The organism is Lysobacter silvisoli (assembly GCF_003382365.1).
Classification (GTDB): Bacteria; Pseudomonadota; Gammaproteobacteria; order Xanthomonadales; family Xanthomonadaceae; genus Lysobacter; species Lysobacter silvisoli.
The window spans coordinates 1-23,198 of record NZ_QTSU01000003.1 but is presented as its reverse complement, the minus strand read 5'-3'; the positions used below and the strand labels follow the sequence as shown (position 1 = coordinate 23,198).

General features: G+C 70.6%; 16 protein-coding genes. 11 read left to right on the top strand and 5 right to left on the bottom strand.

The genetic code is table 11. The annotated features are described in order from the left end of the window. Nucleotides 1-146 precede the first annotated feature (146 nt). Both DX914_RS15190 and DX914_RS15185 read left to right on the top strand, forming a co-directional pair. Nucleotides 147-401, top strand: a complete 255-nt coding sequence (locus DX914_RS15190) for a YcgL domain-containing protein (RefSeq protein WP_115860280.1) — start codon at nt 147-149, stop codon at nt 399-401. After that, entirely contained in the window at nt 394-3,708 is a 3,315-nt protein-coding gene (locus tag DX914_RS15185) for an ankyrin repeat domain-containing protein (protein ID WP_115860278.1), read from the top strand. Before DX914_RS15190 ends, DX914_RS15185 begins: the two co-directional genes overlap by 8 nt. A 112-nt stretch (nt 3,709-3,820) precedes the next feature. Here DX914_RS15185 and DX914_RS15180 read toward each other — a convergent pair whose 3' ends face one another. Continuing rightward, nucleotides 3,821-5,659 (bottom strand): monovalent cation:proton antiporter-2 (CPA2) family protein, encoded by a 1,839-nt coding sequence (locus tag DX914_RS15180; protein ID WP_115860276.1) that lies wholly within the window; start codon nt 5,657-5,659, stop codon nt 3,821-3,823. 266 nt (nt 5,660-5,925) lie between these two features. Between DX914_RS15180 and DX914_RS15175 the strand changes: the two genes are divergently transcribed. The 3 genes from DX914_RS15175 (at nt 5,926) to DX914_RS15165 (ending at nt 9,765) form a co-directional block, all read left to right on the top strand. Then, nucleotides 5,926-6,816, top strand: coding sequence for an energy transducer TonB (locus DX914_RS15175; RefSeq protein ID WP_115860274.1), 891 nt, complete (start codon nt 5,926-5,928; stop codon nt 6,814-6,816). A gap of 101 nt (nt 6,817-6,917) precedes the next feature. Beyond that, nucleotides 6,918-7,742, top strand: coding sequence for a hypothetical protein (locus DX914_RS15170; RefSeq protein WP_147300695.1), 825 nt, complete (start codon nt 6,918-6,920; stop codon nt 7,740-7,742). A gap of 226 nt (nt 7,743-7,968) precedes the next feature. Next, nucleotides 7,969-9,765 carry an XVIPCD domain-containing protein gene (locus DX914_RS15165; RefSeq protein ID WP_147300694.1) on the top strand — a complete coding sequence of 599 codons (1,797 nt, stop codon included), beginning with the start codon at nt 7,969-7,971 and terminating at the stop codon, nt 9,763-9,765. 617 nt (nt 9,766-10,382) lie between these two features. On the opposite strand, the gene rho is transcribed toward DX914_RS15165, so the two are convergent. Continuing rightward, on the bottom strand, nt 10,383-12,080 hold the full coding sequence (rho, locus tag DX914_RS15160) for a transcription termination factor Rho (protein ID WP_115860268.1): 1,698 nt from the start codon (nt 12,078-12,080) through the stop codon (nt 10,383-10,385). A 240-nt stretch (nt 12,081-12,320) separates the two neighbouring features. Continuing rightward, nucleotides 12,321-12,653 (bottom strand): thioredoxin, encoded by a 333-nt coding sequence (gene trxA / locus DX914_RS15155; RefSeq protein WP_115860266.1) that lies wholly within the window; start codon nt 12,651-12,653, stop codon nt 12,321-12,323. Between the two features lie 255 nt (nt 12,654-12,908). Here trxA and rhlB point away from each other — a divergent pair, with 255 nt between their 5' ends. Next, nucleotides 12,909-14,648: an ATP-dependent RNA helicase RhlB gene (gene rhlB, locus DX914_RS15150; protein WP_115860264.1), complete on the top strand. Its 1,740-nt coding sequence runs from the start codon at nt 12,909-12,911 to the stop codon at nt 14,646-14,648. Nucleotides 14,649-14,759: 111 nt separating this feature from the next. On the opposite strand, the gene DX914_RS15145 is transcribed toward rhlB, so the two are convergent. Further along, the gene (locus DX914_RS15145; protein WP_115860262.1) at nt 14,760-15,197 is read right to left on the bottom strand and encodes a hypothetical protein; all 438 of its coding nucleotides are present in this window, start codon (nt 15,195-15,197) and stop codon (nt 14,760-14,762) included. A gap of 306 nt (nt 15,198-15,503) precedes the next feature. Between DX914_RS15145 and ftsE the strand changes: the two genes are divergently transcribed. From ftsE to ung, 4 genes are all read left to right on the top strand, one after another. Then, nucleotides 15,504-16,190, top strand: coding sequence for a cell division ATP-binding protein FtsE (gene ftsE, locus DX914_RS15140; RefSeq protein WP_115860260.1), 687 nt, complete (start codon nt 15,504-15,506; stop codon nt 16,188-16,190). Further along, on the top strand, nt 16,187-17,131 hold the full coding sequence (ftsX, locus tag DX914_RS15135) for a permease-like cell division protein FtsX (protein WP_115860258.1): 945 nt from the start codon (nt 16,187-16,189) through the stop codon (nt 17,129-17,131). Before ftsE ends, ftsX begins: the two co-directional genes overlap by 4 nt. A 93-nt stretch (nt 17,132-17,224) precedes the next feature. Continuing rightward, nucleotides 17,225-18,058: a response regulator gene (locus DX914_RS15130; RefSeq protein ID WP_115860256.1), complete on the top strand. Its 834-nt coding sequence runs from the start codon at nt 17,225-17,227 to the stop codon at nt 18,056-18,058. Next, nucleotides 18,055-18,762: a uracil-DNA glycosylase gene (gene ung / locus DX914_RS15125; protein WP_115860254.1), complete on the top strand. Its 708-nt coding sequence runs from the start codon at nt 18,055-18,057 to the stop codon at nt 18,760-18,762. Before DX914_RS15130 ends, ung begins: the two co-directional genes overlap by 4 nt. A gap of 247 nt (nt 18,763-19,009) precedes the next feature. On the opposite strand, the gene DX914_RS15120 is transcribed toward ung, so the two are convergent. Next, nucleotides 19,010-19,636 carry a helix-turn-helix domain-containing protein gene (locus tag DX914_RS15120; protein WP_115860252.1) on the bottom strand — a complete coding sequence of 209 codons (627 nt, stop codon included), beginning with the start codon at nt 19,634-19,636 and terminating at the stop codon, nt 19,010-19,012. A 757-nt stretch (nt 19,637-20,393) separates the two neighbouring features. On the opposite strand from DX914_RS15120, the gene DX914_RS15115 reads away from it, so the two are divergent. After that, nucleotides 20,394-23,198, top strand: a 2,805-nt coding sequence (locus DX914_RS15115) for a beta strand repeat-containing protein (protein ID WP_196778938.1), incomplete at its 3' end; no start/stop codon positions are given.

The following is a 23,198-nucleotide window of genomic DNA, read 5'->3' as shown; positions in this document are numbered from 1 at the left end:
CGCGGCCCGAGCCCAGCCGTCGAGTTCCCCCTGAAATTTCCGCCCTGACGCTGAACGTCAGTGTTCGCGTGACGCGTATGGGCAGGTATGCTGTGCGTCACACAAACCTGCAGCCGAAATCGACCGCAAGGCCGCCCCGCCAGCGCATGCAAGCCTACGTCTACAAGAGCCTCCGCAAGGACGACACCTATGTCTTCCTGGCCGCGCGCGACGAGTTCGCGCTGCTGCCCGAACCCCTGCGCGCCCAGCTCGGGGGGCTGCAGTTCGTGCTGGAGCTGGCGCTGACGCCCGAGCGCCAGTTGGCCCGGGGCGATGCCGCGGTGGTGCGCGAGAACCTGTCCTCGCGCGGTTTCCATATTCAGTTCCCGCCCCGGATCGGCGAAGTGCGGACCGATGGCTGAGCGCCGCAGTCCCGCCAACGCCCAGAAACACGCCCGCCTGCGCCTGGCCGGCACCGCCGCCGCCGGCTTCGTCCTGGCCTTGCTGGCCGGTGTCGGCGGGGTCGTGGCCGCGCTGGCCGGCACCCTGGCGCAGCCGGCCTATGCGCTGGCCATGCGCTGGTGGCGCAACGGCGCCGAACCGCCGCACACCGCCTGGCTGCGTGAGGCCGCGGCGCTGGCCGCGCTGTGGGGCGCGGGCGTGGCCCTGATGGCTCTGGTCGCGGCCTGGCCGCTGTCCTCGCTGTTGCAGAACGGTTCGCTGATGGCGGCGCTGGGCCTGAGCGCGGTGGCCGGCATCGCCCTGCTCGGCCTGTGGCGGCTGTGGCCGCTGTGGCACGAACTGGAGCGCGACGGCGGCGGCCTGCGCGAGTACTGGCAGTCGCTGGGCGAACTGGAGTTGGGCGCCTGGCGCGGTCTGGGCGTGGCGGCCATCGTCGCCGCGCTGATCGTGGCCGTGCTGGCCCTGGCCTGGCCGGGCCTGCTGCCGGGCGGCGCTCGCTGGGCGCTGGCGGTCGCGCTGGCGCTGGCTTCGCCGGTGCTGCACTGGCTGCTGCAGCGGATCGAGCCCGCCGACCCGCTGCCGGGTCTGGAGCTGGACGCCGACGAAGAACTGCCCGATCCCACCCAGGCGCCGCTGGTCAGCGGCGAGCCGCTGGAGCCGGCGCTGTATGCGGCCGCGCGCGCGGGCCGGGTCGAGCGCGCGCTGGAGCTGATCGAGCTGGGCGCCGACGTCAACGCCGCGCCGCCCGCCGACGAGCGCGACCAGCGCAGCCTGGCGGTGCTGGCCGCGGTGCTGCCGGACCTGCGCCTGCTGCGCACCCTGATCGCTCATGGCGTGAACCTCAACGCCGCCGTCGCCGGCATGACCCCGCTGCTGGCCGCCACCCGCGACAGCTGGCACGGCCGCCCCGACGCGGTCATGACCCTGCTGGCCAACGGCGCCGATCCGCGCCTGGCCGACGGCGACGGCAATACCCCGCTGCACCACGCCGCGCGCAGTTCCGACCCCGGCGTGGCCGCGCTGCTGCGCGACGCCCAGGCCGAACTGGAGCCGCTCAACCGCGACGGCCAGTCGCCGCTGGGCGTGGCCTGCGCCAGCGGCAACTGGCGCCTGGCCAAGTTCCTGCTCGAGCGCGGCGCGCGCCCCGAGCCGCCCGGCGGCCAGCCGGTGCTGCTGGCCGCGGCCGGCACCGAGGAGGACGACCCGGCCGGCGTCAGCCTGCTGCTGAAGCAGAAGGCCAAGATCGACGCGCGCGACAGCCAGGGCCGCAGCGCCCTGCACGAGGCCGCCTACGCCGGCCACCTGGACATCGTCACCGTGCTGCTCGGCGCCGGCGCCGATCCCAACGCGATCGACGCGCGCAACCGCACGCCGATGCTCGAGGCCGCGCGCGGCGCGCGCCTGGCCGTGCTCGACCGCCTGCTCGAACACCTGCCGCGCGGCGGCGCCGCCGAAGCGGCGATGACCGACGGCGAAGGCCGCAATGCCCTGGCCCTGGCCTGCATGGCCGAGAACGCGACCCCGGCGCTGGTGCAGCGCCTGCTCGACCTGGGCGTGGACCCCGAGCAGCGCGACGCGCAGGGCAAGCGCGCGGTGGATCGCGCGGCCGAATCCGGGCGCTGGTCGCTGGTGGCCGCGCTGGACCGCGCCTATCCGCTGCCGGCCGCGGTCAGCGACGAAGACGGCGACGCGCCGCTGCCCGACCGCATGCCCGCCAGCCTGCTGCGCGACGGCCTGCGCGAAGGCCGCGCCGCCGACCTGGGCGGCCTGGCCAAACTGCTGACCCCGGCCGAACTGGGCGCGCAGCTGCACGACGACGAACAGGCGCTGTCGCCCGAGCGCATCGGCTGGTTGCTGGCGCAGGGCGCCGACGCCGAAACCCGCGACGTCCACGGCGACACCCCGATGTTCGCCCTGCTCGGCCGCGGCCCCGACGCGGTGCCCGCGCTGCAGGCGCTGCTGCGCCGCGGCGTGTCGCCGGCCGGTGCCGGTGGCCTGGCCCGTTTCCTCGCCGCCTGCGCCAGCGCCGAACAGGCCGCGCGCGGCCTGGAGCACTTCACTTTGGAACTGATCGAGCGCGGCGCCGACCCGTTCGCGCCCGCGCGCAACGGCGACCCGCCGCTGGCGCTGGCGGTGCGCCTGGGCTGGACCCGTCTGGTCGACCGCCTGGTCGCGATCGGCGTGGCCCTGGACACCCGCGACAGCCACGGCATGAGCGCCTTGCACCTGGCCGCCGCGCTGGGCCGTGAGACCATGCTCAAGCGCCTGGTCGCGCAGGGCGCCTCGCCCGACCTGCTCGCCGCCGACGGCCAGACCCCGCTGGGCGTGGCCCTGTCCTCGGGCCGCCGCGATCTGGCCGACTGGCTGGACTGGCGCGGCTGGCCGCTGCCCAAGCGTCCGCTGCAGGCGTTCGACGTACCGGCCGCCGCCATCGTCGGCGACGCCGACGCGGTGCGCCGCCTGCTCGACCTGGGCCTGTCGGTCGATGCGCTGGACCGCCAGGGCTGCAGCGCGCTGCTGCGCGCGGCCGGCGGCGGCCATCGCGCCGTGGTCGACCTGCTGCTGGCGCGCGGCGCCGATCCGCAGCTGCCCGCGCATTCCGGCGCCACGCCCTTGTCGGCCGCGGTCAGCATGCGCCACGCCGACATCGTCGACCGCCTGGTCGCCGCCGGCGCCTCGCTGGAACAGCGTCTGCCCGGCGGCCTGACCGTGCTGATGGTGGCCTGCGCGCTGGGCCTGACCGACCTGGCCGCGCGCCTGCTCGCCGCCGGCGCCGACGTGCACGCGCAGGACGCGCAGGGCCGCCAGGCGCTGCACTGCGCGGCCATGTACGGCTTCACCGCGCGCGAGCGCAGCCGCCTGGTCGCGCTGTTCGACACCCTGCTGCTGGCCGGCGTGGATGCCGACCGCCCAGCCGCCGGCGCTACGCCGCTGCTGCTGCTGTTGGGCGCGCGCGCCGAGCCCGGCACCGCCGCCGACGAGGACGTGCTGATCGCCGGCCTGGACCTGCTGCTGGACCACGACGCCGCGCTCGACGCGCAAGACCCGCGCGGCTTCGGCCCGCTGCACCTGGCCGCGTTGCACGGCCTGCTGCGCGTGGTCCAGCGCCTGCTGCGCGCCGGCGCCGATCCGGATCAGCGCGACTCGCTCAACCGCACCCCGCGCGAGATCGCGGTGATGCGCGGCTTCGTCGACATCGCCGCCGAATTCGCGCCGCCCGCGCCGGGCAACGGCGTGTCGATGGCGCGCTTCCTGCGCGAGAGCTGATCAAAGTATGTAAGTGGGATGCGGCGACGACCGCATCGGCGCGTGCGCTCGGCGGATGGCGACGGTGCGGTTCGCCTACGGCTCACCGCACCCTGCGTATCGATGCCGTCGCTCAATGCAAGGAGCGCTGCTCCGCGGCGGCATCGGCCTCGGCGCTGATCTCGCCCAGGATGCCCTGGCCCTGGTCGGCCTCGAACAGCTCCTCCAGTTCCTTGCGCGCGTCCTTGGCCGACTGCAGCAGCGCCGCTTCGTCGTCGTGGACCAGGTACTGGGCGTTGAGCATGCGTTCGTCGTGGTCGCGGAACCGCTCGGCGTGGTCGTGCGCGATCTCCGGCGCCACGCCCAGCGCCATCAGCACTTCCTCGCCCAGCTTGAGGCTGGAGTGGAAGGTCTCGCGGATCGGCTCGGCGCCCAGGTCCATCAGCTGCCAGGCATGCCGGCGGTCGCGCGCGCGCGCGAACACCTTGGCCCGCGGGTACAGCCGGCGCAGGGTGCGCACGGTGCGGATGTTGCCTTCCAGATCGTCGATGGCGATCACGAACACGTCGACCTGGGCCGCGCCGGCCGAGCGCAGCAGCTCCGGCCGCGCCGGGTCGCCGTAATAGACCATGTTGCCGAAGCGGCGCATGAAGTCGACCTGCTCGGCGCTGTTCTCGATCGCGATGAAAGGCACCTTGTGCGCCAGCAGCAGGCGCGCCACGATCTGGCCGAAGCGGCCCATGCCCGCGATCATCACCTTGGGGTGGTTGTCGGGGATCTGGTCGAACTCGCGCTTGGGCTTGGCCTTGGGCGCGGCCGACAGCGCGCGCGAGACCGCGATCAGCAGCAGCGGCGTCAGCGCCATCGACACGCCGACCGCGGCGATCAGGCGGTCGCGCGAGGGGTCGTCGAGCAGGCCGGCGTTGACCGCTTCGTTGAACACGATGAAGGCGAACTCGCCGCCCAGCGCCAGCACCGCGGCCAGTTGCACCGATTCGCGCTTGTCCAGTCCGCCCGGATGCAGGCCGATGCCGAACAGCAGGGCGAACTTCACCGACATCAGCGCCAGCACCATGGCCGCGATCATCGCCGGCTCGGACATCACCCGCTGCAGGTCGATGCTCATGCCCACGGCCATGAAGAACAGGCCCAGCAGCAGGCCCTTGAACGGATCGATCTGCGATTCCAGTTCGTGGCGGAATTCCGAATCGGCCAGCAGCACGCCGGCGATGAAGGCGCCCAGGCCCGCCGACAGCCCGGCGATCTGCATCACCCAGGCCGCGCCCAGCACGGTCAGCAGCGCCGCGCCGGTGAACACCTCCGGCATCTGCGTGCGCGCGACGATCCGGAACACGTGCCGCAGCAGCACCCGGCCGCCGAAGATCACCGCGCCGATCGCGCCCACCGCCTTGGCGATGGCCATCCATTCCAGGCCGCCGCCTTGCACCGCCGCGGCCTTGCCCAGCAGCGGGATCGCCGCCAGCAGCGGGATCGCGGCCAGGTCCTGGAACAGCAGGATCGCGAAGGCCAGCCGGCCGTAGTCGCTGGTCAGTTCCTTGCGCTCGGACATCAACTGCAGGCAGACCGCGGTGGACGACAGGGCCAGGCCCACGCCCACCACCAGCGCCGCCTTCCAGCCCAGGCCGCCGCCGAACATCGCGATCGCGCCCAGGGCCAGGCCCGACAGCAGCACCTGCAGCCCGCCGGCGCCGAACACCGGCTTACGCATCACCCGCAGCCGCGAGGGCGACAGCTCCAGGCCGATCACGAACAGCATCATGACCACGCCGATTTCCGACGCGGCCAACACCGGCTCGGCGTTGCGGATCACCTTGACCCCGTAGGGCCCCAGCACCACGCCCGCGGCCAGATAGCCCAGCACCGCGCCCAGGCCGAACTTGCGGAACACCGGCACCGCGATCACCGCGGCCAGCAGGAAGACCAGCGCAAGTTCCAGACCACCGCTATGCATGCATCGACCCATTCGCTCGCGCCGGATGCGCGCGCTTCCATCTTACCCAGCGCACCCGCCGCGGTGGGGGCGCGCTGACGGGAAACAGCTTCCGCCGTGGCGGTCCAATCGCCGCATGCGGCGCCGCAACACGCCCAAGACATGCGCCAAAACGGTGCGGCGGCCACGCCGCCGCGCCGCGCGCGTTGTTAAGCTGCACCCCGCGCGCGCCGACCGGCCGGATGCCGGCGGCCGCGCGGACTCAGCACAATCACAGGAGCTACAACATGCAAGGAAACTCCCTCCGCCTGGCCGCGTGCGGCCTGGCCATCGCCTTCGCCCTGCCGGCGTCGGCGCAGGCGCCGCCGTCCCCGGCGGTCAACAGCCTGATGACCACGCGCGTGGACAGCGAGATCAAGATCGACCCCAGCGGCGCCTTGCTCGACTACCGCAGCGAAACCCCCTTGCCCGACAACGTGCGCGTCAGCCTGGAAAAGCAGGTGCGCAGCTGGCGTTTCGAGCCGGTGCTGGTGCAGGGCCAGCCGGTCACGGCCCGCGCACGCATGCGCGTGACCCTGGCCGCGCGCGACCTGGGCAACGAGCAATACGCGGTGTCGGTGGACAACGTCACCTTCCCCGCCAACAACCAGGCCGTGATGCCCGATGCGCCGCCGGCTGCGGCGACCATCGCCTCGCGCAAGATCGGCGCGCCGGGCTACCCGATGTCGCTGGCGCGCGCCGGCGTCAGCGGCATGGTCCTGCTGTACCTGCGCCTGTCGCCCGAAGGCCGCGTGCTCGAGGCCGTGCCGGTGCAGACCAGCCTGTTCAACGCTCAGGGCAGCGCGCAGACCCTGGCCCAGGGCGTGAAGGCCTTCGAGCAGTCCAGCGTGCGCGCCGCGCGCGAATGGCAATTCGACGTGCAGGTGCTCGCCGGCGCCACGCCCAACGCGCGCGACCTGACCGTGAGCATGCCGGTGGAATACCACGCCCCCGGCCACCGCGAGACCCGCCCCGGCCAGTGGCGCACCGAGGTCCGCGGCGAGCGCCGCGAGGCCGCCTGGCTGCGCGGCGACGCGCAGGCCCAGCGCATCGGCGTGTCCGACCTGGACTCGGGCGACCTGCTGCCCCTGGCCAGCGCCGTGCGCCTGACCAGCGAAGTGAAGGGCGTCGCCCTGTAAGCGAAGCCGCGACGGCCGCCGGGCCCATCCCGGCGGCCGTTGTCCGCCGCCGCGCCGCGCTTACGTCCGCTAGGGCAGGACCCCGCGACAGGAGCGCCGCCATGACCTTGCATTCGCGATGCCTCGCCGCCGCCCTGGCTGCCTTGGCCATGGGCGCCGCGCAGGCGCAGTCGGCTTCCGGCCATTTCCGCTACGGTACGGCGCGGCTGGCCGTGCAGCATGCGGTCGCGGTCGCCGAAGAGCCCACCGACCTGGCCGAGCAGCGCCGCACCCTGGTCTTCCTCAGCGCCGCGCCGCTGGACGCGCAGCGCATCGCCGCGGCCTTCGACCCGCTCGATGCCGTGCGCGAACAGGCGCCGCCCGGCGGTTTCGTGCGCATCTGCATCACCGCCGACGGCAACGAATGCGGCCTGTTCTATTCGCCCGAAGGCTTCAACAGCGGCGGCTACGGCGAGCTGCAGTTGCAGCGCCACCAGGCCGCCGCCGTCGCCGGGCGCTGGGCCCTGGCCGAAGGCGACTTCCTCGGCACGCCCTACGACTTCGACCTGCGCTTCGACGCGCCGGTCGTCCCCGCGCCAGGAAACGCCTTGCCGGCCGGCGGTGGCGCCCCGGGCGCGGCCTACAGCGCCTGGCTGGCCGCGCTGGCCCAGGGCGACGTCGCCGCGTTGCGGCGCATGGGCGGCGAGGACGCGCGCTGGCGCTTCCCCGAAGACGACCCCGGCACGGTCAAGGAGTCGCTGAAGTCGCTGCGCGACGGCGAACCGGTGCAGGCCGTGATCGCCCGCGGCCGCCAGCACGGCGACGAGGTCGTGCTCTGGGTCGAAGGCGTGGACCGCGACGAGATCCGCCGCCGCGGCCGCGTGCTGATGCGCCGCGACGCCAGCGGCTGGCATCGGGTGGAGTCGGACCTGGAGAGTGTGGAGTAGGGCTTTAGAAAATAGAGGGTGGGAGTTAGGAGTCAGCGGAAGCGGGTCCGCTGGATTTGGCTAACTCCTAACTCCTACCCACTAACTCCTGCTCCTGAACAGGGCTCCATTCGCCCCCGAATTGCCCCCGCTCCCCGACCGGCGCATGATGCGGACTCGACCCCCGGCCGGAGCGCCAGGGGTTGGTGTACCCAGGAGCTATCTCACCGGACATGGAGTAAGTGCAATGAATGCAGTGGTCGATACGACCCCTCATGAGGGGGACGCGCGGGCGGGATTCGCCGCCCGACGCTGGTACGCAGGACAAGGCGCGCCGCAGGAGCGCGCGCTCAACTACACCGCGCTGTTGCCGGCCGACGAAGAATGGTCGCGCGGCAACATCCTGCGCGCGGTGGTCGCCGACGCCTTGCAACGCAACGGCCAGGTCGTCGACGAAGACACCCTGGAGGCGACCATCGCCTCGGTATCGGGGCCCGGCGGCGCGCTCGCGCAAACGCCCTTGGTGTGGAAACTCAACCCCGGCGAATCGCGCAGCGACGGCCGCATGGCGCCGCCGTTCCACGGTTACGCGGTGGAGGTGCCCGCCGCCACCCAGGCCGCGCTGGTCGGTTATGCCAAGACCTGGTCGGCGCAGCGCGACGCCGCGCCCGAAGCGCCGGTCGATGCCTCGATCGAACAGCTCAAGCAGCTGGCGCGCAGCGGCGGCCACGGCGACGTGGCGCAGACCCTGGAAGCGCTGGAAGCGGCGATCAAGGCCGGCAGCGCCGCCAGCCAGGCCGGCAAGCCGGTGGACGCGGTGGCGATGGCCGCGGTGCTGGAGTTCGCGCTCAAGAGCGGCCGCGAACGCGAGGCGGCCAAGATCCTGGAGCGCTACACCGCGGTCAAGGGCGTGGCCACTGATGCCAAGGCCATCGGTCGCGACGCCACCCGCGTGTTCAACGGCCGCGACCCGATCACGCGCAAACCGCTGGACACCGACCAGCGCGTGGACGCCGCGTTCGACCTGCTCAGCAACGGCTTCAAGCTGGCCGGCAACATCGGCAGCACCGCGATGATGATGGGCATCCGCAGCCCGCTGGTCACCGGCCTGATCGGCGTGGCCCCGGCCGGCGTGGCCATCGTCGCCTTCGCCGCGGGCGCTTACGAGCTGATCAAGCGCGCGCGCGAAGCCCTGCTGGCGCCGCGCTGGGACGAGTTCCGCGAGCGTTTCCCGTTCGCCGAAGGCCTGGAACCGCGCAAGGCGATCAACGGCATCATGCGCCAGATCTCGGGCATGCCCACCGACGCCGGCAACGCCCTGTCCACCGCCACCCGCGTGCTCGACGCCATGGGCGAAAACGCGGAAACGCGCGAGCGCTTCCTGGCCTTCCTCAAGCAGAAGGTGCAGCCCGAGTCGCTGGTGGACGTGCTCGCCTCCGGCCAGGGCCTGGAGCGCCTGACCGCGCAGCAGGCCATGGAGCTGGCGCGTGCGGCCAAGGGCTCGTCCAAGGAGTTCCTGGACCTGGAACTGCAGGACGTGAAGCGCTACGTGCGAGACCGCGATGGCGACCGCGAGCGCGGCACCTATCTGCTGCCGCCCGCGCAGCAGGAAGCGGCCAACCGCAACACCAACAAGCTCGGCGGCGCGCTGGACGAAGGCCTGCGCGTGGCCGGCATCCTCAGCAGCAGCGCCAACTCGCTCAACGGCATGTACAAGGACATGCTGGACAAGGTGAAGGGCGTGGATACGGGCGCGGCCAAGCTGGACGAGCAGCAGCAGAAGAACCTGGCCGCGGCGCTGGTGCCGGTCAGCCGCGACGGCGGCCTGACCCAGGTCGACCATCTGTTCGCGAGCAAGGACGGCAGCAAACTGTTCGCGGTGCAGGGCGATCCCGCCTCGGCCAACCGACGCATGGTCTCGATCGACGTGGCCGCCGGCTCTAGCCAGAGCCTGGAAGTCAGCAGCCAGCTGGCGGCGCGCAACATGGCCGCCGGCGACGCGCCGACGCAGCAGACGACGCAGGGTGCCGGCCGCGGGTTCTGAGTCGGCAACCCGCGCCACCGAAACGCCCCGCATCGCGGGGCGTTTCTTTTTGCCCCAATCGCTTCCTGTAGGAGCTGCGCAAGCTGCGACCGCGAACCCGCAACTTCGGCGCAGCTTTCTGCTTTCTGTAGGAGCGGCGTGAGCCGCGATCAGCTCCGAACTCGCGAAGGTGTGTGGGTGTGTTGGTCGAAGCAACAGCAACAGCTTCTGTCCGCAAGCGGCCGGGTCACTTTCTTTTGATAAGCGTCAAGAGAAAGTAACCAAAGAAAAACGCTGCCCCAGAGCTCCCGTGCGGGAGCGGAGCGTGCGCGGGGATTTTCCGATCGGGCCTCCTGCCCGAGCGGAAAACGGCGCACGTCCTGTGCGCCGCCCTCCGGGTCTTCCATTGGACGGCGAGTTCGGTGCCCGAGCGAGGATCAAGAGCATTCGCGCGTTGCGCTCATCCCCTCACCCTAGCCCTCTCCCGCAAGCGGGAGAGGGGACAGATCCGATGCCGCTTTGCTTTAGCCCCTCTCCCGCTTGCGGGAGAGGGGTTGGGGTGAGGGCAGCCCGCAACCACCCCAAAACAAAACGCCCCGCACAAGGCGGGGCGTTTCGCGACAAGGGCGAGGCGAACCTCAGCGCTTCATCGAGCTGAAGAACTCGTCGTTGCTCTTGGTCGTCTTCATCTTGTCCAGCAGGAACTCCATCGCGCCGATCTCGTCCATGCCGTGCAGCAGCTTGCGCAGGATCCAGATCTTCTGCAGCAGTTCCGGCTCGATCAGCAGGTCCTCGCGGCGGGTGCCGGAGCGGTTGATGTTGATCGCGGGGTAGACGCGCTTTTCGGCGATGCGGCGGTCCAGGTGCACTTCGGAGTTGCCGGTGCCCTTGAACTCTTCGTAGATCACCTCGTCCATCTTGCTGCCGGTGTCGATCAGCGCCGTGGCGATGATGGTCAGCGAGCCGCCTTCCTCGACGTTGCGCGCGGCGCCGAAGAAGCGCTTGGGGCGGTGCAGGGCGTTGGCGTCGACGCCGCCGGTGAGCACCTTGCCCGAGGACGGCACCACGTTGTTGTAGGCGCGGGCCAGGCGGGTGATCGAGTCGAGCAGGATCACCACGTCCTTCTTGTGTTCGACCAGGCGCTTGGCGCGCTCGATCACCATCTCGGCGACCTGGACGTGGCGGCCGGCGGGTTCGTCGAAGGTGGAGCTGACCACTTCGCCGCGCACGGTGCGCTGCATTTCGGTCACTTCTTCCGGGCGCTCGTCCACCAGCAGCACGATCAGGTGCACGTCCGGGTGGTTGGTGGTGATGGCCGTGGCCACCTGCTGCATCATCATCGTCTTGCCGGCCTTGGGCGGCGAGACGATCAGGGCGCGCTGGCCCTTGCCCTGCGGCGCCATCAGATCCAGGATGCGGCCGGTGATGTCTTCGGTGGAGCCGTCGCCGCGTTCCAGGCGGAAGCGCTTGCGCGGGAACAGCGGGGTCAGGTTCTCGAACAGGACCTTGTTCTTGGACGCTTCCAGCGGCTCGCCGTTGATGCTGTCCACCACCGACAGGGCGAAGTAGCGCTCGCCGTCCTTGGGGAAGCGGATGCGGCCGGACAGGTGGTCGCCGGTGCGCAGGTTGAAGCGACGGATCTGGCTGGGCGAGATGTAGGTGTCGTCCGGGCCGGCCAGGTAGCTGGCCTCGGCCGCGCGCAGGAAGCCGAAGCCGTCGGGCAGGATTTCCAGCACGCCGTCGGCGGCCACGCCTTCGCCGTGGCGGGTGAGCACCTTGAGCAGGGCGAAGATCACGTCCTGCTTGCGCGCGCGGGCCACGCCTTCCTGGATGCTCAGCTGGTCGGCCAGGTCCAGCAGCTTGGGCGCCGGCATGCGCTTGAGGTCGCCCAGCGAGTACTGCGGGAAGCCCTCGGGCACCTGCGGGTGCGGGCGCGGGACGAAGTTCTCGCCGTTGCCGTTGTCGTTCATGCCGTCGTCGCGCGGGCGGCCGCCACGGTCGCGATCGCGGTCGCGGCGGTTGCGGAAACGGTCGCGACGGTTGCCGCGGCCTTCGTAGTTGCCGCCGCCGTCGCGCTGCGGGTTGTTCGAATTCGGGTTGCCGTCGCCGCCGCCCTGCGGCGCGCTCTCGGCAGCGGCCGGGGCCGGTGCGGACTCGCCTGCGGAAGGAGCGGGAGGTGCGGGGGGCGCGCTGGGCGCCGGTGCCGGAGCCGGAGCGGCGGCGGGGGTTACGGGAGCGGGCTGGCTGGCGGCGGGAGCGGCGTCGGCTTTGGCGACACGCGACTTGCGCACGCGCTTTTCGGCGGTATCGCCAGCGTCGGGGGTGTTATCGGACAAGCAGGGAATCCTCGCTAAGGGGCGAGCGCTCGCAGGCGGCGAGCGGGACGTCGGGGACGTGGGTGGATGATGAGTTGCTAGAAGGGGTGCGGCGCTGCCGTACTGCGGGTGCGCGCCGGGTATGGCGAAACTAGCACTGCTGTTGCGTGGCGGCAAGCGTTGCGGGGCTTGCCGTTCACGTTGCCGGACCGGGCCCGGCGGCCTGCGCCCGCGGTGCGGGGCACAGGCCGGAGCGCGGGATCAGATCGCGCGGTCGATCATCTGGGTCAGGATCGACTTGATGTTCGGCGGGGCGCCCATCTGGCTGGAATGGACCTGGCCGTCCTTGAACATCAGCAGCATGGGGATGCTGCGCACGTTGAAGCGCACGCCCAGAGCGGGGTGTTCCTGCACGTCGACCTTGACCACCTTGGCCTTGCCCTCGTACTGGTCGGCCAGCTGCTCGACGATCGGCCCGATCGCCTTGCACGGGCCGCACCACGGGGCCCAGAAATCGACCAGGACGGGTTCGGACGACTGCAGCACGGTGGCGTCGAAATCGGAAGCGCCAGCATGCACAACTTTCTCGCTCACGGGGATCTCCTGCGGTACTCGCCCGTACGGAACGGGCAATTCTTGAATGGAACCCCGGGCGGGCCATGCCGGGCGGGGCCTTACGGTAAACTGGGGCGTTTCGCGGCACCTTCAAGGGCTGCGCCACGGCCTCATGGAGAGGCAGAACGCCGGATCGGCCCCACGCCTGTGGGCGGTCAGCCCGGCCCCGGCAGTCTGCTTCGCCGACGCCACCCACGCAAGCGCAGCCCTGCGCGCGGACCCTTTAGAAGAAGTATGAGCGACAAGCCCTTAACCGACGTAACGTTTTCCTCGTTCGACCTGCATCCCAGCCTGCTCGCCGGCCTCGAAGCCGCCGGCTTCTCGCGCTGCACGCCGATCCAGGCGCTGACCCTGCCCATCGCCCTGACCGGACGCGACGTCGCCGGCCAGGCCCAGACCGGCACCGGCAAGACCCTGGCCTTCCTGGTCGCGGTGATGAACCGCCTGCTGACCCGCCCGGCCCTGGCCGAGCGCAAGCCCGAGGACCCGCGCGCCCTGATCCTGGCGCCGACCCGCGAGCTGGCGATCCAGATCCATAAGGACGCGGTGAAGTTCGGCTCCGACCTGGGCCTGAAGTTCGCCCTGGTCTACGGCGGCGTGGACTACGACAAGCAGCGCGAACTGCTGCAGAAGGGCGCCGACGTGATCATCGCCACGCCCGGCCGCCTGATCGACTACGTCAAGCAGCACAAGGTGGTCAGCCTGCACGCCTGCGAGATGTGCGTGCTGGACGAAGCCGACCGCATGTTCGACCTGGGTTTCATCAAGGACATCCGCTTCCTGCTGCGGCGCATGCCGATCCGCACCGAGCGCCAGACCCTGCTGTTCTCGGCCACCCTCAGCCACCGCGTGCTGGAGCTGGCCTACGAGCACATGAACGAGCCCGAGAAGGTCGTGGTGGAGACCGAGTTCATCACCGCGGCCAAGGTCCGGCAGAAGGTCTACTTCCCGGCCGACGAAGAGAAGATCCCGCTGCTGCTGGGCCTGCTCTCGCGCAGCGAGGGCGCGCGCACCATGGTGTTCGTCAACACCAAGGCCTGGGTCGAGCGCGTGGCGCGCGCGCTGGAACGCGGCGGTTACCGCGTGGGCGTGCTCTCGGGCGACGTGCCGCAGAAGAAGCGCGAGTCGCTGCTCAACAAGTTCCAGAAGGGCCAGCTGGAAATCCTGGTCGCCACCGACGTGGCCGCCCGCGGCCTGCACATCGACGGCGTCAGCCACGTCTACAACTACGACCTGCCGTTCGATGCCGAGGACTACGTCCACCGCATCGGCCGCACCGCGCGCCTGGGCGCCGAGGGCGACGCGATCAGCTTCGCCTGCGAGCGCTACGCGATGAGCCTGCCGGACATCGAGTCCTACATCGAGCAGAAGCTGCCGGTGGCCACGGTCGACGCCGACCTGCTGGTGGCGCTGCCGCGCGCTCCGCGCGAGGTGCCGGCGGGCGAGGAAGGCGAAGAGAACGAAAGCATCGGCGCGATCTTCAAGGAGGCGCGCGAGCAGCGCGCCGCCGACGACGCGCGCCGCGGTGGCGGCGGTCGCAGCCGCAGCGGCGGTTCGCGCGACGGCGGTCGCCGCGAGGGCGGTCCGCGCCGTGAAGGTTCGCGCAGCGAGCGCCCGCGCCGCGAAGCCGGCGATGCCGCACCGGCCGAAGGCGCCGCGCCGCGTCCGCCGCGCGAGCGCAAGCCGCGCGTCGAAGGCGAGGCACCCATTGCCGCCGCTGCCGCCGCCACGCCGGCCGTGGAAGGCGAGCGCGCGCCGCGCAAGCGCCGTCGCCGTCGTGGCGGTCGCCGCGTCGAAGGCGCCGAGGGCGCCAGCGTGCAGACCGCGGCCAATGCCGCCGCGCCGTCGGCCGGCAAGCCTGCCGCCGCCAAGCCGGCGCCGGCCGCGTCCGGCGAGGCCAAGCCCGGCCTGCTCAGCCGCATCGGCCGCGGCCTGAAGTCGCTGGTCACGCGCGCGCCGCGTTCGCAGCACTGACGCGCGCGGGCCCGGTGCCCGCCCGCGCGACACGATACGGGCGCCCTTGGGCGCCCGTTTTCGTTTCGTCCTTTCGTCTCCAGCGCGGTCGCGTGCCGCGCCGAATGCGCCTCACAGCGCCCGGTTGAGGAACACCGTCCAGGTGTTGGGTGCGGTTTCCAGCAGCTGCAGCACGTCCAGGTCGCCGTCGCTGTCCACGTCCAGCTGCTGGAACTGGTTGCCGTAGCTGGGCGGCGGCGGCCAGCCCACGCCGAAGGCGCCGCCCAGGTTCGGCCAGGGCGCGAACACGCCGCCGCCGCCAGGTTCGAAATGGGTGCGGCGACCGGCGCCGGCCGCGTTGCACCAGATGGTCAGGCGCCAGTTCGGCGGCGCGCTGGCCCAGGACGGAAACACGATGAAGCGCGCGTTGCCGTAGCCGGTGGAGCCGGCCGGACAGGCGATGCTGCCGATGGCGATCGGCGGGTCGTACTGCTCGGCGCTGGCGCTGTGGGCATGCAGGCCCAGGGCCAGGCCCAAGGCGAGCGCGACTTGCAAACGGGTGGTTCCCATAACCTTCTCCTTAAGGATGAAAAACCGGGATACCGCGCACCCGCCCTATCGTCCTGCGGGCGGCGGCTGGATCGTGGAGCCTTCCTTGATGCCTGCGGTCAGGACGCGGCATTGCGCCGTAGGCCGAGCTCGGCCGGCCACCGGCGCGCAGCGCCCGCGGTGGCTGGAGTAAGGGTCGGGGTTGCGGGGCGCGTCGGCCCCGTGCTGCGACCGTCGTCCATGCCGACCGCAGGGTCACGCTAGTGCAAGCGCGTCGGCGGAAACGTGATGTGTTCTCGACAATCGCGCATCTGCGATACTCCGGCCATGACCGTCCTGCGCTTCGATAACGTCAGCAAACGCTACAGCAGCGGCCACGAGGCGCTGAGCGAAGTCAGCTTCGACGTGGCCCCCGGCGAGATGCTGTTCGTCACCGGCCACTCCGGTGCCGGCAAGAGCACCCTGCTCAAGCTCATCCACCTCAGCGAGCGCCCCAGCCGCGGCGCGGTGCTGTTCGGCGACAAGAACCTGCTCAAGGTGCGCGGCCGCCGCGTCGCCCTGCACCGGCGCGAGGTCGGCGTGGTCTATCAGGACCATCGCCTGCTCGCCGATCGCAGCGTGGCCGACAACGTCGGTCTGCCCCTGCTGCTGCGCGGCCTGCGCCGCGGCGACATCGCCAAGCGCGTGCGTGCGGTGTTGGACCGGGTGAGCCTGGGCGCGCGCGCGAACGCGCTGCCCGGCCAGCTCTCGGCCGGCGAACAACAGCGCGTGGGCATCGCCCGCGCCATCGTCGGCGAGCCGCGCCTGCTGGTGGCCGACGAACCCACCGGCAACCTCGACCCGACCTTGTCGGCCGAGATCCTGGCCCTGTTCGCCTCGCTGCCCGAGCGCGGCACCAGCGTGCTGGTGGCCAGCCACGATCTGGCCCTGGTCAAGCGCATGCGCAAGCGCGTGCTGGTGCTCAACCAGGGCCGCCTGGTCGACGACATCTCGCCGGAGGATCTGGCCGAATGAATGCCAAGTCCGCCGCCCCCGCCGATTCGCGCTCGCGCCTGGGCACCTGGTTCGACCATCATGTCTACAGCCTGGTCGCCAGCCTGGGCCGTCTGTTGGGCAAGCCCTGGGCCAGCGCGCTGACCATCGGCGTGATGGCTGTGGCCCTGGCCCTGCCGGTGGGCCTGTGGGCCGCGCTGGCCAACATCGAACGCTTCAGCGGCGACGTCGAGCGCTCGCGCCAAATCGCGGTGTTCCTGAAACCCGAACTGGCCGCCGAACGCAGCCGCGCCCTGGCCGAGGAGCTGCGCGCGCGCAAGGACATCGCCGCCGTCGAACTGCGCACGCCCGAGCAGGGCCTGGCCGAGCTGCGCGAGAAGAGCGGCCTGGACGAAGCCATCGGCACGCTGGAAGGCAATCCGCTGCCGGCCGTGCTGCTGATCGTGCCCAAGGGCGACGAATTGCTGCTGGCCGAATCGCTGAAGGGCCTGAGCGAGGCCGACCTGGTCCAGCACGACGCCGGCTGGCGCCAGCGCCTGGACGGCTGGCTGCGCTTCGGCACGCGCCTGGCCTGGGTGCTGGCCGCGCTGCTGGGCCTGGGCGCGTTGCTGGTGGTCGGCAACACCGTGCGCCTGGACATCCAGTCGCGGCGTGAGGAGATCGGTGTGCTGCAATTGCTCGGCGCCACCGACGGCTTCATCCGCCGCCCCTTCCTGTACCTGGGCGCCTGCTACGGGCTGGCCGCCGGCGCGCTCGCGCTGGGCCTGCTCACCGCGGCCGATGTCGCCTTGCGCCAGCCGCTGGCCGAGCTGGCGCGCAGCTACGGCAGCGGCTTCGCCCTGCAGGGCTTCGACCCGCTCTACGCCGCGGCGATCGTGGCCGGCGCCGGCGTGCTGGGCTGGCTGGGCGCAGGCCTGGTCGCCGGCCATTACCTGCGCCAGACCCGGCCCACCGACACCTGATCGCTAACCCCGCAGGACGGAACCGGCCGCTCGGATTCGTCGCCGGTTCCTGCCTACACTCCGGTCTCCGCGCCGCCCGTCCCATCCGCCCGCATGCACAGTCACGATCTACGCCATTTCGACAATGCCGCGCCCCGGGTGATGGTCGTCGACGGTTCCAAGCTGGTGCGCAAGCTGATCGGCGACGTACTCGCGCGCGAACTGCCGAACGTCGAAGTGGTCCCCTGCGGCAGCATCTCCGAGGCGCGTGCCGCGCTGGGCGTGGGCGCGGTGGACCTGGTCACCACCTCGCTGGTGCTGCCCGACGGCGACGGCATCGGCCTGGCGCGCAGCGTGCGCGAAGCCGGCGGCCAGGCCTACGTGCCGGTGATCGTGGTTTCCGGCGATGCCCAATCGCACCTGGAATCGCGCCGCTTCACCGAAGACGTCACCGACTATTTCGACAAGTCGCTAGGCCACAGCGCCCTGGCCGCCTTCATCCGCGGCTACGTCCAGCCCGAACCGATCCCGGGCGCGCGCGTGCTCTACGTCGAGGACAGCCGCGTGGTCGCGGTGGCGACCAAGCGCATGCTCGAACGCCACGGTCTGCAGGTGCTGCACTTCATCGGCGTGGAAGAAGCGCTGGAGTACCTGGAAACCCATCGCGGCGCCGACGACGTGGGCGCCGACCTGGTGCTCACCGACGTCTATCTGAAGGGCGCGCTTAGCGGCAACGACCTGCTCGAACGCCTGCGCCGCGATTTCGGCTACGGCAAGCGCCGCCTGCCGGTGCTGGTGATGACCGGCGACGCCAACCAGGACAACCAGAGCGAGCTGCTGCGCGCCGGCGCCAACGACCTGGTGCTCAAGCCGATCGAAGAGCGCCTGCTGGTGACCAAGACCCTGTTCCAGCTGCGCCTGGCGCGGCTGCCCGAGCGCGCCGCATGACCGGCGACGGCGACGAGCGCCTGAAGCTGGAGCCGTCGTGGAAGGCGCGCGTGGGCGACTGGTTCGCGCGCGAGGACATGCGCGCGCTGGGCGCGTTCCTGCGCGAGCGCAAGAACGGCGGCGCCCGCATCTTCCCGCCCGGCCCGCAGATCTTCTCGGCCTTCGATGCCACCCCGTTCGAACAGGTCAAGGTGGTGGTGCTGGGGCAGGACCCCTACCACGGCTACGGCCAGGCCCATGGCCTGTGCTTCTCGGTGCTGCCGGGCGTGCCGGTGCCGCCGTCGCTGGACAATATCTATAAGGAAATCCACCGCGACCTGGGCCTGCCGCGCCCGGATCACGGCTATCTGATGGCCTGGGCGCGCCAGGGAGTGCTCCTGCTCAACGCCGTGCTCACGGTCGAGGAGGGCCGCGCCGGTGCGCACCAGGGCAAGGGTTGGGAAGGCTTCACCGACCATGTAGTCGACACCCTCAACCGCGAGCGCGAAGGCCTGGTGTTCCTGCTCTGGGGCAGCTATGCCCAGGCCAAGGGCAAGGTTATCGACCCGCGCCGCCATCGCGTGCTCAAGGCGCCGCACCCCTCGCCGTTGTCGGCGCATCGCGGCTTCATCGGCTGCGGCCACTTCTCCGCCGCCAACGAGTATTTGGCCCGTCAGGGGCAGGCGCCGATCGACTGGTCGCTGCCGCCGCGCAGCGAGCTCTGAGGCGCTGCCGGCGCCGGCAAAAAAAGAGCCTCGACCGATGGGCGAGGCGCAAAAGACCGCTACTCCAGCTCGAGACCGGGACGACGGGCCGCGGGGCGGGCGTCGTCATGGGGGCAGCCCGGCGCGCGGGCTTTCGGAATCAGGATATTTGTCCTGATTGGAGAATTGCAATAGGGTTCACGCCCAGAGTTGGCGCAAAGTGTGCCTTCGGTCGGGTTCCGGCTAGCGCGCTGCAGAGCGCGCTTTTTCAGCTCGCGTCGTGCGCGGCCAGCAGCGCGTCCAGCGCGCCTTCGTCGCCGTCGCTGGCGCTCACGCCCAAGATCGTCGCCGCTTCGTGCCCGGGTGCGATCAGGTAGGCATGGCCCATGTTGGAGTCGATGTAGACCGACTCGCCCTGCTGCAGGGTCAGCGGATCGTAGAACTCGGTGTGCAGCACCACCGCGCCTTCCAGCACGTAGACGAACTCCTCGCCCGGGTGGCTGAAGAAGCGGCCGAACTCTTCCAGGGTGCGCGCGCGCAGCTGCGTCACTGCCGGAATCATACGCTTGCGGCGCAATTCGATGCACAGGTAATGATTGTCGTAATTGCGCGTTTCCACGCGCTGCGAGTCCTTCAGCCGGCCCACGCTGCGCCGCGCCGTCACCGCCGGCGTGTTCGCGTCTTCGCTCTCGGCGAACAACTCCGACATGCGGATGTTCAAGCGCTCGCTGAGCTGTTGCAGCTTGTCGTAGGTCAGCGACAGGCGGTCGTGTTCGATCTTGGACAGCGTGGAAAGCGGGATCCCCGAGCGTTCGCTCATCTGCTTCAGCGTCCACTTGTTGCGCGCGCGCAGGGAGCGCAGCAGGCCGCCGATGGTCGGGTGAGACGACTTCATGGGATAGGGTCTCCGCAGGCTTGAAAACGGTGTCATTACCCGGAAAGAGCAGGGGACCTGGAGGCAGCGTCCGCGGCGGGCAAGGCGTCAGCTTGTGAAAAATACACAAGACTGGTGCAAAAAGTCAGCCTAACTCCTTGCCCGGTCGAGATTTTCCATTCGGGCAAGGCGCCGGGCATTGTTCAGCTAACGCGCTCGCAGCTCAAGTGCTTTGTGTGCCATAGGCGTGCTCCAAGCCGTTAGGCGGGGGCACAGGAGCGTGTGAAGGCGCGCCGCTCAGCGCAAATGGCGGCATCCAGGGTATGCCACCCAGCCTGCCTGGCCGCGTCCATCCGGGGGCCGGGCCACCCATTTGTAGCGCGCGATGTCCTCACTGGGCGTGGTTTCGCGATCCCAGTCACTAAGGACGAGTCTGGAGTACGGCCGGCTTGGCGATTCGGCCAGCGGCGAGCACCGATGCGAAATCCCGCGGGCGATCGCTGCAGCCAGGCTGCGACGTGCTCGAAAGGCCGGGTGCTGATTGCAGACAAATTCTACGATTGGACCATTTACGTCCTAATGTGACTGATTGGGTCGTTCTCTTCGTGGCATGAGTTGCGAACGCGGCGCAAACGCAGGTTTGGGGTGTTTTCCAAATGGCACGATAGTTGCCTACATGAAATTAATATTCCGTTTAGGTCGATAAGCGACGAATCGGGATCCATTACACGGTCGGCGCCCCAGGCGGCGGTCGATAAGGTTCAGGGGAGCGCAACACGTGGCTGCAGACATCCGACTCACGCTGGCTTCGGCCGGTCGCCGCCTATGCCTGACCTTCGCGTTGCTGGCCCTGGGAGCGATCGCGCTGCCGGCCACGGCTCAAAACGCGGTGAACACCACCACGGTGACGCCGCCGACGGGCGTGCAGAACACCGGCACCACCTGCACCTCCACCAACGGTGCGGCTAATTACAACGCCACCACCGGCGTCTGCACCGCGATCGACAGCGATCCCATCCAGCCGCGCCTGACCCTGCTCAAGACCGTCGCCAACGACAACGGCGGCACCGCCCTCGACACCGCCTGGACCTTGACCGCAACCGGCCCGGCCACCATCAGCGGCACCGAGGGCGCCGCGGCCATCACCAATGCTTCGGTGCCGGTCGGCACCTACACCCTCAGCGAGAGCGGCGGGCCGGCGGGCTACACCGCTTCGAATTACAGCTGCGTGGTCAACGGCGGCGCCGCGGTGGTCGGCAACAGCCTGACCCTGGCCGCGGGCGACGTCGCCACCTGCACCATCACCAACGACGACCAGGCCGCTACGCTGACCCTGCTGAAGACAGTGGTCAACGACAACGGCGGCACCGCCGTCGACACCGCCTGGACGTTGACCGCGACCGGCCCCACCACGGGCGTCACCGGCACCGAGGGCCAGGCGGCGATCACCAACCGTGCCGTCTCGGCCGGCACCTACACGCTGACGGAAGCGGGCGGCCCGGCCGGCTACACCGCCGGCGCCTGGACCTGCACCGCAGGCACGCTGACCGGCAACAGCCTGGTCCTGGCCAACGGCCAGACCGCATCGTGCACCATCACCAACGACGATCAGGCCGCCACGCTGACCCTGCTGAAGACGGTGGTCAACGACAACGGCGGCACCGCGATCGACACGGCGTGGACGTTGACCGCGACCGGCCCCACCACGGGCGTCACCGGCACCGAGGGCCAGGCGGCGATCACCAACCGTGCCGTCTCGGCCGGCACCTACACGCTGACGGAAGCGGGCGGCCCGGCCGGCTACACCGCCGGCGCCTGGACCTGCACCGCAGGCACGCTGACCGGCAACAGCCTGGTCCTGGCCAACGGCCAGACCGCATCGTGCACCATCACCAACGACGATCAGGCTGCCACGCTGACCCTGCTGAAGACGGTGGTCAACGACAACGGCGGCACCGCCGTCGACACCGCCTGGACGTTGACCGCGACCGGCCCCACCACCGGCGTCACCGGCACCGAAGGTCAGGCGGCGATCACCAACCGCACTGTCTCGCGCGGTACCTACAACTTGTCGGAAAGCGGTGGTCCCGCCGACTACGCCGCGGGCAGCTGGGTTTGCACCGCAGGCGACCTCTCGGGCAACAGTCTGGCGCTGGATCTCGGACAGACCGCGACCTGCACCATCACCAACACCTTCCAGCCCGCGCCGGCGCTGACCGTCGACAAGACGGCGGGTACGCCTTCGGGCAACACCGCCGGCAGCACCATCGCATACACCTTCCTGGTGACCAACACCGGCAACGTGACGATCACCGGTATTGCCGTGAATGACGCGCAGTTGGACGCGGCCGCGACCTGTCCTGTGACCACGCTGGCGCCGGGTGCGAGCACTACCTGCACTGGCACCCACACCATCACTCAGGCGGAAGTTGACGCCGGTACGGTTAACAACAGTGCGACTGTGACCGGCACGCCGCCGGGCGGCGGCACCACCACCAGTCCGCCGGACACCACGACCACGCCGATCGTTCCGGCGCCTGCGCTGACCGTCGACAAGACGGCGGGCACGCCGTCGGGTAACACCGCCGGCAGCACCATTGCCTACACCTTCCTGGTCACCAACACCGGAAACGTGACCGTGACCGGCATCGCGGTCAACGACGCGCAGCTGGACGCGGCGGCCGTGTGCCCTGCGACCACGCTGGCTCCGGGTGCGAGCACCACCTGCACCGGTACGCACACCATCACCCAGGCCGAAATCGACGCGGGCACGGTGAACAACAGCGCCACCGTGACCGGCACGCCGCCGGGTGGCGGCACGACCACGAGTCCGCCGGATACCACGACGACGCCGATCACGCCTGCTCCGGCGTTGACTGTCGACAAGACCGCCGGCACGCCTTCGGGCAACGCCGCGGGCAGCACCATTGCCTACACCTTCCTGGTGACCAACACCGGCAACGTGACGATCGACGGTATCGCGGTAAACGACGCGCAGCTGGATGCCGCCGCCACCTGTCCGGCGACCACGTTGGCTCCAGGCGCGAGCACCACCTGCACCGGCACCCATACCGTCACCCAGGCGGAAGTCGACGCCGGCACTTCGAACAACAGCGCGACGGCCAGCGGCACCGATCCGACCGGCGGCACCACCACCAGCCCGCCGGATACGACCACCACGCCGATCACGTCGGCGCCGGCGCTGACCGTCGATAAGACGGCGAGTACGCCGTCGGGTAACACTGCGGGCAGCACCATCGCCTACACCTTCCTGGTGACCAACACCGGCAACGTGACGATCACCGGCATCGCCGTGAACGACGCGCAGCTGGATGCGGCGGCCGTGTGCCCGGTCACGACCTTGGCTCCGGGTGCGACGACCACCTGCACCGGCACGCACACCATCACGCAGGCCGAGATCGACGCGGGCACGGTGAACAACAGCGCCACCGTGACCGGCACGCCGCCGGGCGGCGGCACCACCACCAGCCCGCCGGACACCACGGCCACGCCGATCGCTCCGGCGCCTGCGCTGACCGTCGACAAGACGGCGGGTACGCCGTCGGGTAACACTGCCGGCAGC